Here is a 13,273-nt window from a genome sequence, read left to right as displayed (position 1 = left end):
TTCAACTAGAGGGTTAAGGTCCAAGAATTCAAGTTGGACTCGATCTGTTTCGCTATAGGACACAAGCAAGGGGCACGAAACGTGGCAGCACCGCAGAATTACTTGGCCGTCATCAAGGTCGTCGGCATCGGCGGCGGTGGCGTGAATGCAGTTAACCGAATGATCGAAGTCGGCCTTCGCGGCGTCGAGTTCATCGCCATCAACACCGATGCACAGGCTCTGCTCATGAGTGACGCGGACGTCAAGCTCGACGTCGGACGCGAACTCACCCGCGGTCTGGGGGCCGGCGCCAACCCCGACGTCGGACGCCAGGCAGCCGAAGACCACGCCGATGAGATCGAAGAAGTTATCCGCGGAGCCGACATGGTCTTCGTCACTGCAGGCGAAGGCGGCGGCACCGGAACCGGCGGCGCCCCCGTCGTGGCCCGGATCGCACGCTCGCTCGGCGCCCTGACCATCGGTGTTGTCACCCGCCCCTTCACCTTTGAAGGCCGCCGACGCGCCGGTTCGGCCGAGGCCGGAATTGACGCCCTGCGCGACGAGGTCGATACCCTCATCGTCATCCCCAACGACCGTCTCCTCTCCATCAGCGACCGTAACGTCTCCGTCCTGGACGCTTTCCGTTCCGCTGATCAAGTACTCCTGTCGGGTGTCCAGGGCATCACGGACCTCATTACCACCCCTGGCCTCATCAACCTCGACTTCGCCGACGTGAAGTCCGTTATGCAGGGTGCGGGCTCGGCCCTCATGGGTATCGGCTCGGCACGCGGTGAAGACCGCGCTGTCAAGGCTGCTGAGCTCGCTATTGCCTCGCCGCTGCTGGAAGCATCGATCGACGGCGCCCACGGCGTGTTGCTCTCCATCCAGGGCGGGTCTGACCTTGGCCTGTTCGAAATCAACGAAGCTGCGCGGCTTGTCCAGGAAGTGGCCCACCCCGAGGCCAACATCATCTTCGGTGCCGTCATCGACGACGCCCTTGGCGACGAGGCGCGCGTCACGGTCATCGCCGCCGGGTTTGACGACGTCAAGGCCACATCGCCGTCGATGAACCAGTCGGCTTCCCCGCAAGCGGGTCAGCACCAGGCACCTGCGGCCCCGGAGCGTCCTGCCGCACCTTCAGCTGCCCCGGCCTATTCCGCGCCGCAGCACGTTGCCGCCGGCGTCGGTGCTTCCGGCTTGAGCAACTGGGGCCAGCAACGCCACTCTGCCTTGCCGGCTGACTCCGGCTTCGACGTCGACCTCCCGGCCGTCGTCGAACCGGACCTTTCAGGTAGTCGTACCGACGACCTCGACGTTCCGGACTTCCTGAAGTAACCGGTCCATATCAAGCCGCTCAGGAGAGTTAGTCAGTAGTGTTTTGGTGGCGAAAAGAAGTGCGACCGGGAATTTCGGTCGCCTTCTCCGATGTCGACGCGGGCAACCTTGCACTGCACGTGGCGGACAATCCTCAAGATGTGATGGCGCGCCGGGCCCGGCTGGAAGCAGCAGCGGGGCTCGGCGAACGGCATTTTCAGTACATGAACCAGGTGCACGGAAAGACTGTCGAATTCATCACTGCGTACGGTGACGGCCCATCAGCTGACGCCATGGTGTCGATGGGACAGCCGCTTGCGGTCATGGTGGCAGACTGTGTCCCCGTTGTGTTGTTGGGCGAGAGGCGGGGCAACATGGAACCTGTCTTGGCCGTAGCCCACGCTGGCCGCCCCGGCGTTGCTGCGGACGTCGTTTCGGCCACGGTCGCTGAAATGCGAAGCCGCGGTGCGGCGGCCATCAGTGCTTGGATTGGCCCTTCCATCTGCGGCGATTGTTATGAAGTTCCTGAACAGTTGCGCGACGACGTAACGGCCGTCGTGCCTGAAACCTGGTCCACTACCTCGTGGGGTACGCCCGCGTTGGACCTGCCGGCCGGCGTGCGGGCCCAGTTGGAGGCGCTCGGCGTCGTGGCCGAATACTCGGGGGAGTGCACGCGGGAGAGCGCCCGGCTTTACTCTTACCGGCGCAGTCAGCAAACCGGTCGCTTTGCAGGTTTGGTGTGGACGCATGAGTGAGACCCTCCCGGCAGCCGGAACTGCCGACGTCGATCCGCGGACAGCCGAACTGCGGGAACGGCTCGCAGCCGTCCGCCAGCGGATTTCCGCAGCAACCGTGGCGGCGGGGCGGAGCGAAGAGCCGCAACTGATAGTCGTCAGCAAGTTCCATCCAGCAGCGGACGTCGTTCGCCTTGCGGCCCTCGGCGTCACCGACGTCGGTGAGAATCGCGATCAAGAAGCGGCTGCGAAGACCGCGGAGCTTGCCGGACTAGCTATGCGTTGGCACTTCATCGGTCAATTGCAAAGCAACAAAGCCAAGTCTGTGGCGAAGTACGCGTTTTCCGTCCAGTCGATTGACCGTCCGCAGCTCGCCGAGGCCCTGGCCAAGGCCATTGCCCGGGAGCAGGAAGAGTCCGGCAGGCCGGACCTTGACTGCTACATCCAGGTCAGTCTTGAGGACGACGCCGGTGCCCACCGCGGCGGTGCCGCGCAGGCCGACGTCGAGCGCATCGCCGAATCCATCGCCATCGCTTCCGGGCTGCGCTTGGCTGGCATGATGGCCGTTGCTCCCCTCGGTGCGCCCCCCGAGGAAGCATTTGAGAAACTGGCCGCCATTTCCACGGATCTGCGGGGACGGCATCCGGAAGCTGTGGGGATCTCAGCCGGGATGAGCCAGGACCTTGAAACTGCTGTGCAATTCGGTGCGACACACCTGCGAATTGGCTCGGATATTCTCGGTTCGCGTCCGCGGGTGGGGTAGCGTCAAAGTATTGGAAGCGACGGGCCGGGATTTCAGCTATGTCAAGTCATGGGCGGCCCGCCTACTGCAGACACGATAGGAGTCCAGCATGGCTGGCGCACTGCGCAAGACAATGGTTTATCTTGGGCTCGCCGATGGCGATGAACACTACGAGTCTGAGCAGCACGTGCAGCACACGGACGAGGACCGGTCTGTCGACCACAATCGTGAAGAGCGCCGCGCCCCTGCACCTGTACGTGAAGTAGTTCGTGAAGTCCACCCTGTCGCCGAAGAGGAATACCGCGCACCCGTGACACCTATCAAGCGTGCGGCATCTAGCCGCGAAGACGCCTCCGGGCTGAGGCAGATCACCACCGTCCATCCCCGCTCCTACAATGACGCCAAGATCATCGGCGAAAGTTTCCGCGACGGCATCCCCGTGATCATGAACGTCACGGACATGGGTGAGGCAGACGCCAAGCGCCTCGTCGATTTTTCAGCCGGCCTGGTCTTTGGACTCCATGGCAGCATTGAGCGGGTAACCAGTAAGGTTTTCCTGTTGTCGCCGTCGTACGTCGAAGTTCTTGGCGATGACAAAAAGGTCAGCGAAGCACAGGCAACGTTCTTCAACCAGAGCTAGCCCAGTCAACACAGATGCCAGGCAGAGCGATCTGCCTGGCATCTGTGTTGCAATAGAGGGACTGACCGAGAAAAGTGGCGAACTAGGAGATCTGAGCTAACCCGTGGGCATAGTTTTCGGCCTTTTGTACATTGCATTGCTGCTGTTCCTGGTCACCCTCATCATCAGGCTCGTTTTTGATCTGGTGCAGATGTTTGCGCGCCAGTGGCGCCCCCGTGGCGCTGCCCTGGTGGCTGCGCACGTGGTCTATTCTGTGACTGATCCGCCCTTGAAACGGATTCGCCGGCTGATTCCACCCCTGCAGCTTGGTGGGGTATCCCTTGACCTGGCGTTTTTGATCATGTTTATTGTCGTCAGCATCGCGATGGGTTTCGTCTACACGCTGGCGTAGCTTTTCCGCAGTCCGCGTGCCCGAAGATCATTTTTTCTTCGGCACGGGGACTGCAATCCTCCGGTCCAACACGATGGTGTTGAATTGGGGGAATCAGATGATATTTAGGTACCGTAGTTTTGAACGGCCGGAAGGCCTACTGACTAACTAGACCAACGAGGTGACCAGATGGCTTTGACGCCAGAAGACGTTGTCAACAAGCGCTTTCAGCCGACCAAGTTCCGCGAAGGCTACGACCAGGACGAGGTCGACGACTTTCTCGACGAAATCGTCGTCGAGCTGAGGCGGTTGAACCAAGAGAACGACGAGCTGCGCAAGAAGCTCGCCGAAGGCGGAAACCCGGTTCTTGCCAGCGCAGCAGCGGCACCCGTGGTCGAGAAGGTGCCCGCACCGGTTAAGGCCGACAAGGACGCACAGGCCAAGGCAGAAGCCGAAGCGAAGGCAGCCGAAGCCGACAAGAAGAAGGAACCGGCAGTTGCTGCCGCTCCTGCCCCGGCCGCACTTTCCGCCGGCTCTCCCTCCGCCGAGTCTGCAGCCGGCCTGCTGGCCATGGCGCAGCAGATGCATGACAAGCACGTGGCTGACGGCGAGCAGCAGAAGGAAAAGATCATTGCCGAGGCACAGATCGAAGCCTCCAGCCTTGTCAATGACGCTCAGGACAAGTCCCGCAAGATCCTCGGTGCACTCGAGCAGCAGCGCTCCGTTCTCGAACGCAAGGTGGAGCAGCTCCGCGGCTTCGAGCGCGACTACCGCTCCCGCCTGAAGGCCTACATCGAGGGCCAGCTGCGTGACCTGGATGCCCGCGGCTCGGTTGCGGCCCCCGAGGTCGGCGAAGCCGCCGCAGAGGTCTAGCAAGTATTCTGAAAGCCGGTGGCTGGGGATTCCCGGCCACCGGCTTTCGCCTGTTAAGGCGCCAGAAGCCTACGGTTACCGAATGAAAGTACTATGAGCGACGAACAAACTGACGGCACCACGGAGCCGCTCCGCACCAAAGTCCACACGTGGCGTCCCGCATTCCTCTGGGTTTTCGCTGGCTTCGCCGTCTTCGCGTACGCCTTCGACCAGCTGACCAAACTCTGGGTCACCAGCACCATGGTGGAGGGCGAACGGATCCCCGTCTTGCCTCCACTGCTGCATTGGTACTACATCCGCAACTCCGGGGCTGCCTTCTCAATCGGTGAAAATGTCACGTGGGTCTTTACGATCGTCATGGCTGCTGTCTCCGTGGCGATCCTCTTCCAACTGCGTCGTTTGGGATCCGCCTGGTGGGCGCTCGCCCTCGGATTGCTACTGGGCGGGGCACTTGGAAACCTCACGGACCGGCTCTTCCGCGAACCCTCCTTCGCCATGGGCCACGTGGTTGACTTCATCCAACTTCCCAATTTCGCTATTTTCAACATCGCCGACTCAGCGGTGGTTTCCGGCGTGGTGATCATCTGCCTGCTGACCCTGCGGGGGATCGGCTTGGATGGCTCCCGCCAGCACTCCGCCGGAACCCGCGCTACGACGCCCGAAGGCGAGGAGCCGGGCGATGTCTGAGCAATTCGTTGTTCCCGAAGAACTGGGCGGGGCCAGGGCGGACGCTGGACTGGCGAAACTCATGGGTATTTCCCGTTCCGCGGCTGCCTTGCTGATTGCCGAGGGCAACGTGACCGTCGCTGCAAGCACGGTGGGCAAATCGGCCGCAGTCGGCAAATCGGCGAAGCTCCTTGCCGGGTCCGTGCTGGAAGTCACCGTTCCCGAACGCCGGGATCCCTTGGAAGTCGTGGAGGAAGTCGTGGAAGGCCTGAAGATCCTGTTGGACGATGAGGATTTTGTTGTCATCGACAAGCCTGTTGGCGTGGCGGCGCATCCATCGCCGGGGTGGGTCGGCCCCACCGTGGTTGGTGGCCTCGCTGGTGCCGGATACCGGATCTCCACCTCCGGCGCCCCTGAACGGGCCGGCATCGTCCACCGTCTCGACGTCGGAACTTCAGGCGTCATGGTGGTGGCGAAGACAGAACATGCTTACACGGTGCTCAAGAGGGCCTTCAAGGAGCGCACAGTGGACAAGGTGTACCACGCCGTCGTCCAAGGCCTGCCGGATCCCCTGGAGGGCACCATCGACGCCCCCATCGGACGTCACCCCGGGCATGATTGGCGGTTTGCGGTCATCGAGGATGGCCGTCCCTCGGTGACGCACTACGAAGTACTCGAAGCGTTTGGCAAGGCGACCCTCGTGGAAATTCACCTTGAGACGGGCAGGACACACCAGATCCGGGTTCATTTCTCGGCCCTGCGGCATCCCTGTGCGGGCGATCTGACTTATGGGGCGGACCCTCGCCTAGCCGCAAACCTGGGACTTACCCGGCAGTGGCTGCATGCGCGCCGACTCGGTTTCAACCACCCCCGCACCGGCGAATGGGTGGAAGTCACCAGCCAGTACCCGGACGACCTGAAGTATGCGTTGGAACTTCTCGAAAGTGGCAACGCGTAGCGAGGATTCCACTCCATCTGCGCGACCCCTGCCGGTAGACTGTCGTGGTGACTTCCAGCAATGACTCGTTCGTCCATCTGCACACCCACACTGAATACTCCATGCTGGATGGTGCGGCCCGTCTTACTGAATTGTTCGATGAGACCGAGCGGCTGGGGATGCCTGCGCTTGCCACGACGGACCACGGATATCTCTTCGGTGCCTTCGATTTCTGGAAGAAGGCCACCGACAAAGGGATCAAGCCGATCATCGGCGTCGAGGCCTATGTCACGCCGGGAACGGCGCGCGGCGACAAAGAGCGCGTCCGCTGGGGCGACGAGAGCCAACGCAAGGATGACGTGTCCGGTGGTGGTTCGTACACCCACATGACGCTGCTGAGCTACAACAACGTCGGCATGCGCAATCTGTTCCGGGCGTCCTCGATTGCTTCCCTCGACTCAGTGTTCGGCAAATGGCCCCGGTTGGACCGCGAACTGCTGAACACGTACTCCGAGGGCCTCATTGCGACCACGGGCTGTCCTTCCGGTGAAGTGCAAACCCGCCTTCGCTTGGGGCAGTACCGTGAGGCCCTCGCGGCGGCTTCGGAGTTCCGCGACATCTTTGGTGCGGAAAACTACTTCTGCGAACTGATGGACCACGGCCTGGACATCGAGCGGCGGGTCACCGGCGACCTGCTCCGCTTGGCCAAGGAACTGAAGCTTCCGCTCGTGGCCACCAACGACCTCCACTACACGCATGAGCATGACGCCAAGGCCCATGAGGCCTTGTTGGCCATCCAGTCGGGCTCTACCCTGCTGGAGCCCACCTATGACAACGGCGGTTCCCGATTCGCTTTCTCCGGTAGCGGCTACTACTTGAAGTCACCGCAAGAGATGCGTGAGTTGTTCCGCGATCATCCCGAGGCCTGCGACAACACTTTGTTGATCGCAGAGCGCTGCGAAGTGTCCTTCAACACGGGCGCGAACTACATGCCGCGGTTCCCCTGCCCTCCCGGCGAGGATGAGACGTCCTGGCTGGTCAAGGAAGTAGCCACAGGACTCGACTACCGCTATCCCAAGGGCGTCCCGGACAAAGTGCGCAAGCAGGCCGACTATGAGCTTGACGTCATCACGTCCATGGGTTTCCCGGGATACTTCCTGGTGGTGGCGGACTTCATCAACTGGGCGAAGAACAATGGCATCCGGGTGGGCCCGGGCCGTGGTTCCGGAGCGGGCTCCATGGTGGCGTACGCCATGCGCATCACCGACCTCGATCCCCTTGAACACGGCTTGATTTTCGAGCGCTTCCTAAACCCGGACCGTGTGTCCATGCCTGACTTCGACGTCGACTTCGATGATCGCCGCCGCTCCGAGGTCATCGACTATGTCACCCGGAAGTACGGCGACGAGCGCGTAGCCATGATTGTCACCTACGGCACCATCAAGACCAAGCAGGCGCTCAAAGACTCCTCCCGCGTGCTCGGGTACCCGTTCAGTATGGGTGAGCAGCTCACAAAGGCCCTGCCGCCCGCCGTGATGGCCAAGGACATCCCGCTTGCGGACATCCAGAACCCGGAGGCCAAGCGCTATGGCGAGGCCGGGGACTTCCGACAGCTCATCAGCACGGACCCCGAGGCCGCCAAGGTCTTCGAGACCGCACTGGGCATCGAAGGACTGAAGCGCCAGTGGGGCGTGCACGCCGCCGGCGTCATCATGTCTTCGGACCCGATTATCGACGTCATTCCTGTCATGCGCCGTATCCAGGACGGCCAGGTCATCACGCAGTTCGATTACCCCACGTCGGAGGGCCTTGGCCTGATCAAGATGGACTTCCTCGGCCTGAGGAACCTGACGATCATTTCCGACGCCCTGGAAAACATCAAGATGAACCGTGGCGTTGACCTTGATCTGGAGAACCTGGCGTTGGACGACGCCGCGTCTTATGACCTCCTGGCGCGCGGCGACACTTTGGGGGTGTTCCAGCTCGACGGCGGGCCTATGCGGTCGCTGCTCAAGCTCATGAAGCCTGACAACTTCGAAGACATCTCCGCTGTCCTGGCTCTCTACCGTCCCGGTCCCATGGGCGCCAACGCCCACACCGACTACGCCCTGCGCAAGAACAAAATCCAGGAAGTCATCCCGATCCACCCGGAGCTCGAGGAACCGCTCGCCGAAATCCTCGGCGGAACGTACGGGCTGATCGTGTACCAGGAGCAGGTCATGGCCGTGGCGCAGAAGCTCGCCGGCTACACGCTGGGCCAGGCCGATATCCTGCGCCGCGCCATGGGCAAGAAGAAGAAATCGGAACTGGACAAGCAGTTCGCCGGCTTCTCCCAGGGCATGCAGGACAACGGCTACTCCATGGCCGCCGTCAAGACGCTCTGGGACATCCTTTTGCCGTTCTCCGACTACGCCTTCAACAAGGCGCACTCGGCCGCCTACGGCGTGATCTCGTACTGGACCGCCTACCTCAAGGCGCACTATGCGCCGGAGTACATGGCGGCACTGCTGACCTCGGTGGGCGACGACAAGGACAAGTCCGCGATCTACCTCAACGAATGCCGGCGGATGGGCATCACGGTGCTGCCTCCCGACGTCAATGAGTCGGCCCTGAACTTCACCCCTGTCGGCAACGACATCCGCTTCGGCATGGGCGCCATCCGCAACGTCGGCGTGAACGCCGTCGAAGCCATGGTCTCGGCCCGTGAAAAGGAGGGCGCCTACACCTCCTTCAAGGACTACCTCATGAAAGTCCCCGCGGTGGTCTGCAACAAGCGCACCATCGAATCACTGATCAAAGCCGGCGCGTTCGATTCGCTGAACCACCACAGGCGGGCCCTGGCCATGATCCATGAAGAAGCCATCGACTCCGTCATCACGCTCAAGAGGAACGAGGCGATCGGGCAATTCGATCTCTTCGCCGGCTTCGACGAAGCCGAATCCGAGGCGTCCCTGAGCATCGAGATCCCGGATCTGCCGGAATGGGAGAAGAAAGACAAGCTGTCCTTCGAACGGGACATGCTCGGCCTCTATGTCTCGGACCATCCTTTGCAAGGGCTTGAGGGCGTGCTGAGCCAGCATGCGGAGCAGTCGATCACTTCGATCCTGGGAGAAGACGGACCGCACGACGGCGCCATCGTCACCATTGCGGGCATGATCACTTCGCTCAGCCGCAGGATTGCCAAGGCAAGCGGCAACGCCTACGCGCGGGCGGAGATCGAAGACCTGGGCGCTTCCATCGAGGTCATGTTCTTCGGGCAGGTCTATGGTCCTATCGCTTCGGTCCTCGCGGAGGACCTGATTGTCGTCGTCAAGGGCCGCCTGCAGCGGCGCGACGACGGCGCGGTCACGCTGAACTGCATGGAGCTCTCGGTCCCGGACCTGAGCGAAAGTACCAACGGGCCACTGGTCATTGCGATGCCCACCTACAAGGCAACCGAAGCTGTAGTCACGGATCTTCGCGATGTCCTCACCACCCACCGGGGGAACTCCGAGGTCAGGCTCCACTTGCAGGGTGATTCAAAAGTCGAAGTGATGGGCCTGCCTGTGCACCTGCGGGTCAATCCCACCCCGTCGCTTTTCGGCGATCTCAAGGTCCTTCTCGGTCCAACCTGCTTGGACAACTGATTGCGCGCGACCCCCTGAACCGGCCAGCCGGCGACGCTTGGTTACTCAGATTTCGTAGTCGAGCGGAACCGGTTGGCTGTAGGAGCCGGAGTGGTAGAGCAGGGGAGCGTCGTCGTCGCCAACAAGCCCGTCGACAACTTCCACCACCACGATCGCGTTGTTTTCGAAGGACAGGCGCATCTGGATCTTGCCGATCAACCAGCCGGCCACCTTCTTCAGGATGGGGACGTCGAAGGGTCCAGGTTCCCAGTGATCGCCTTCAAACCGTTCCTGGGTGCGCGCGAAACGGTCCGCAAGTGCTTGGTTCTCAAGGCCCAGCATGTGCAGGCCGATATACGTGGCATTCGCCACCGCGGGCCAGGAACTGGAACTGCGCGACATGTTGAACGTAAAACGCGGAGGCTCTGCCGACAGTGACGCCACCGACGTCGCGGTGAATCCGAAAGGCTTGCCGTTGAGGTCGGCAGTGATGATGGCAACCCCGGCGGCATGCCGGCGGAACATTTGCTTGAAGGTTCCTTCAAAAGCCGATTCTTCCGAAGCCACTTTGCTCGATCTCCTGCAGGACGTATTGGTATTAACGCTGGTGGGTTCAGCGTATTCCGCCACCTGCCGGGGCGCTCGCTTGTTGAGCGTCCAGAAACGTTTGTTAATGTTTGTGTCATGACCAAGCCAACATCCAACCTCCTCGAGGCCGTCCCCGCGACAGACGCCGACCAGCGAGACCGCAGATGGTGGCTATGGCTCGCCGCGCCAGTCGCCTCGGGCATCGGACTGGGCCTGGCATGGTGGCTCCTTGCTCCGGGCGGACTCAACCTGATCTCCGGAAATTCCGCCCTCGCCGATCCCTCCGCTGCTGCGGGTCGATTTCCGCGGGACTTGGTCTTGGCCGGGCTTCTGCTTCTTGCCGGCTGCTTCACTGCGGTCCTGCTGGACAGCAAGGTACGGAGGCCGGGTCAGGGCATGAGGACTTTCCTCGCTGTTCTCGGAGGCTTGGCTGGCGCGCTGGTGGCTTGGCAAGTCGGCCTGCTCGCTGCGCAGTGGTGGGGCCCCGCGTCCAGCGCCGCGGCGAGCGGAAATGAAGGCTTCACCTTGCGGTCAATGGCTGCGCTTTTGCCGTGGCCGGGAGCGACGGCCCTCGTGACATTTCTCCTGACTCTTTTCGGGCTGATGGGAAAGCAGCCGGAGGCATCGCCCGACGCCCGGTAAAATGATCTGGTGACCATTTCTCCGGAGAATTCTGCCGACACCGCCACCCAGCCCCTGGACTTCCGTCGTATCGACCTGCGCGGACGGTCGCTGACCTTGGCGGAACTGCGCGCCGCGGTGCCCCGGGCGGAGCATAAGACCATGGCGGACGCGGAGCAAAAGGTCCTGGATATCATCACCGCCGTCCGCTCCCGGGGGTTTGAAGCGCTCGGTGAGTTGGCCCTGGCGTTCGACGGCGTGGAACAGTCCCACCCCCGCGTGCCCGCCGCCGCCCTCGAGGGTGCCCTCGAAAACCTGGATCCGGCTGTCCGTGCCGCCCTGGAGGAATCCATCAGCCGTGCACGTCGTTTCGCCGACGGCCAGCGGCCGGCGAACGTCGAGGTGGAACTGGGGGACGGCGCCGTCGTCAGCCAGAATTGGGTACCCGTGGGCCGGGTGGGACTGTATGTTCCGGGCGGGTTGGCCGTGTACCCGTCCTCGGTGATCATGAACGTCGTTCCAGCGCTGGCTGCCGGAGTCACATCCATCGCACTGGCCTCCCCGCCCCAGAAGGACTTTGGCGGCTTGCCCCACCCAACAATCCTGGCCGCTGCCGCGTTGCTGGGAGTTGACGAAGTCTATGGCATCGGAGGTGCCCAGGCGATCGCTTCGTTTGCCTTCGGGATCCCGGGAGCCGGCCATGACCAGTCCATTGAACCCGTGGATGTTGTGACGGGCCCCGGCAACATCTTCGTGGCCACCGCCAAGCGTCTGGTCAAAGGCGTGGTGGGGATCGACTCAGAGGCGGGCACCACGGAGATCGCCATCCTGGCTGACGCGTCCGCCCACCCGGCGCTCGTGGCGGCGGACCTTATCAGCCAGGCTGAGCACGACCCCAAAGCGGCCTCGGTGCTGATCACCGATTCCGAGGAACTTGCCTCGGCCGTGCACCGGGAACTCGCATTCCAGTCAGGGACCACCAAACATGGCGAACGGGTCCGTACCGCATTGTCCGGTCCGCAATCGGGCGTGGTGCTGGTTGACGATCTCATGCAGGGCATTGCGGTCTGCGATGCGTACGCAGCCGAACACTTGGAAATCATGACGGCGGATGCAGCCGCCGTCGCGGCAAGAATCCGCAACGCAGGGGCGATTTTCGTGGGGGACTACAGCCCGGTCAGCCTCGGCGACTACTGTGCAGGCTCCAACCATGTGTTGCCCACGAGTGGTACCGCTGCCTTCTCTTCGGGCCTGAATGTGACAACATTCCTCCGCGCTGTCCAGGTCATCAACTACAACAAGGCTGCCTTGGAGGAGGTCAGCAAGCACATTGTGAGTCTTGCTGACGCCGAGGACCTTCCCGGCCACGGCGACGCGGTAAAGATCCGCTTTGCCGGTGCCTAACCACTACATGTATGGGTAACAACCACTACATATAGTAATTACAGTCTTGTCATTAGCCCTTATGTAGCCGTAAACTGGTGCTGGAAGTCAAACTTCCGGCTCCTTTTGCGTTCCCGGCCTATGCTGCCGTGAGGACGCCCGGGCCGGAATCGAGCGGAGGAGGCCCAGCGTGTATTGTCCGTTCTGCCGTAACCCCGACTCGCGCGTCGTGGACAGTCGAATGGCCGACGACGGTTCCGCCATCCGCCGTCGGCGGCAGTGCCCTGAATGCGGACGCCGTTTTACCACGGTGGAGACCACAAGCTTGTCTGTCATCAAGCGATCCGGGGTGGGAGAACCGTTCAGCCGGATAAAGATCATCAACGGCGTACGCAAGGCCTGCCAAGGCCGGCCCGTGACCGAGGACGACCTCGCCATGCTGGCCCAGGAGGTCGAGGAGAACATCCGCTCATCCGGTGCAGCCGAAATTGACGCCCATGAGGTCGGTTTGGCCATCCTCGGACCGCTCCAGAAACTGGATGAAGTGGCATACCTGCGTTTTGCCAGTGTCTATCAAGCCTTCGAATCCCTCGAGGACTTCGAATCCGCCATCTCGCTTCTACGCCACGAGGCTGAAACTGCCGCCGCGGAAAACGCGGCGAAGGTGGCCAAAGGCATGAGCTCCGAGAAGAGCTCCCTGTAGCTCCGGTGGTGGCAGCGGAGGGGAAGCCGCAGCCACCACCGGCACCAACTATCGCCCGCCGGATACCGGGAGCACAGCTCCGGTGATTTAGCCGTCGTCCATCCGGAATGCTGCCGCG

Annotated in this window: 13 protein-coding genes; 12 read left to right on the top strand and 1 reads right to left on the bottom strand. The window is 62.2% G+C overall.

Annotated elements, in window-relative coordinates:
- Positions 1 to 81: 81 nt before the first annotated feature.
- The 9 genes from ftsZ to dnaE all read left to right on the top strand — a co-directional run bounded on the left by ftsZ (position 82) and on the right by dnaE (position 9,881).
- Entirely contained in the window at positions 82 to 1,314 is a 1,233-nt protein-coding gene (gene ftsZ / locus OOZ51_RS09055; RefSeq protein ID WP_265979040.1) for a cell division protein FtsZ, read from the top strand.
- A 38-nt stretch (positions 1,315 to 1,352) separates the two neighbouring features.
- A complete protein-coding gene (locus tag OOZ51_RS09050; protein WP_265979039.1) occupies positions 1,353 to 2,048 on the top strand; it encodes a purine nucleoside phosphorylase YfiH/LACC1 family protein in 696 nt (231 codons plus the stop codon).
- Complete coding sequence (locus OOZ51_RS09045; RefSeq protein WP_265979038.1) at positions 2,041 to 2,790, top strand: YggS family pyridoxal phosphate-dependent enzyme; 750 nt, start codon at positions 2,041 to 2,043, stop codon at positions 2,788 to 2,790. The genes OOZ51_RS09050 and OOZ51_RS09045 overlap by 8 nt, the downstream gene beginning before the upstream one ends.
- Before the next feature lie 88 nt (positions 2,791 to 2,878).
- Positions 2,879 to 3,409 (top strand): cell division protein SepF, encoded by a 531-nt coding sequence (locus OOZ51_RS09040; RefSeq protein ID WP_265979037.1) that lies wholly within the window; start codon positions 2,879 to 2,881, stop codon positions 3,407 to 3,409.
- Positions 3,410 to 3,512: 103 nt separating this feature from the next.
- Positions 3,513 to 3,800, top strand: a complete 288-nt coding sequence (locus OOZ51_RS09035) for a YggT family protein (RefSeq protein ID WP_265979036.1) — start codon at positions 3,513 to 3,515, stop codon at positions 3,798 to 3,800.
- Positions 3,801 to 3,968: 168 nt separating this feature from the next.
- Positions 3,969 to 4,652, top strand: a complete 684-nt coding sequence (locus OOZ51_RS09030; RefSeq protein ID WP_265979035.1) for a DivIVA domain-containing protein — start codon at positions 3,969 to 3,971, stop codon at positions 4,650 to 4,652.
- A 93-nt stretch (positions 4,653 to 4,745) separates the two neighbouring features.
- Positions 4,746 to 5,339 (top strand): signal peptidase II, encoded by a 594-nt coding sequence (gene lspA, locus OOZ51_RS09025; RefSeq protein WP_265979034.1) that lies wholly within the window; start codon positions 4,746 to 4,748, stop codon positions 5,337 to 5,339.
- A complete protein-coding gene (locus OOZ51_RS09020; RefSeq protein ID WP_265979033.1) occupies positions 5,332 to 6,276 on the top strand; it encodes an RluA family pseudouridine synthase in 945 nt (314 codons plus the stop codon). Before lspA ends, OOZ51_RS09020 begins: the two co-directional genes overlap by 8 nt.
- Positions 6,277 to 6,323: 47 nt before the next feature.
- Complete coding sequence (gene dnaE, locus OOZ51_RS09015; protein ID WP_265979032.1) at positions 6,324 to 9,881, top strand: DNA polymerase III subunit alpha; 3,558 nt, start codon at positions 6,324 to 6,326, stop codon at positions 9,879 to 9,881.
- A gap of 45 nt (positions 9,882 to 9,926) precedes the next feature.
- On the opposite strand, the gene OOZ51_RS09010 is transcribed toward dnaE, so the two are convergent.
- The gene (locus tag OOZ51_RS09010; protein WP_265979031.1) at positions 9,927 to 10,427 is read right to left on the bottom strand and encodes a flavin reductase family protein; all 501 of its coding nucleotides are present in this window, start codon (positions 10,425 to 10,427) and stop codon (positions 9,927 to 9,929) included.
- 117 nt (positions 10,428 to 10,544) lie between these two features.
- On the opposite strand from OOZ51_RS09010, the gene OOZ51_RS09005 reads away from it, so the two are divergent.
- The 3 genes from OOZ51_RS09005 (at position 10,545) to nrdR (ending at position 13,155) form a co-directional block, all read left to right on the top strand.
- Entirely contained in the window at positions 10,545 to 11,090 is a 546-nt protein-coding gene (locus OOZ51_RS09005) for a hypothetical protein (protein ID WP_265979030.1), read from the top strand.
- Between the two features lie 9 nt (positions 11,091 to 11,099).
- Positions 11,100 to 12,473: a histidinol dehydrogenase gene (gene hisD / locus OOZ51_RS09000; RefSeq protein WP_265979028.1), complete on the top strand. Its 1,374-nt coding sequence runs from the start codon at positions 11,100 to 11,102 to the stop codon at positions 12,471 to 12,473.
- Between the two features lie 169 nt (positions 12,474 to 12,642).
- Positions 12,643 to 13,155 carry a transcriptional regulator NrdR gene (gene nrdR, locus OOZ51_RS08995; RefSeq protein WP_265979027.1) on the top strand — a complete coding sequence of 171 codons (513 nt, stop codon included), beginning with the start codon at positions 12,643 to 12,645 and terminating at the stop codon, positions 13,153 to 13,155.
- The last annotated feature ends 118 nt before the right edge of the window (positions 13,156 to 13,273 follow it).

Origin of the sequence: Arthrobacter rhizophilus (assembly GCF_026241105.1) — a bacterium.
Classification (GTDB): Bacteria; Actinomycetota; Actinomycetes; order Actinomycetales; family Micrococcaceae; genus Arthrobacter.
This window is presented reverse-complemented; position numbering and strand designations above follow the sequence as displayed.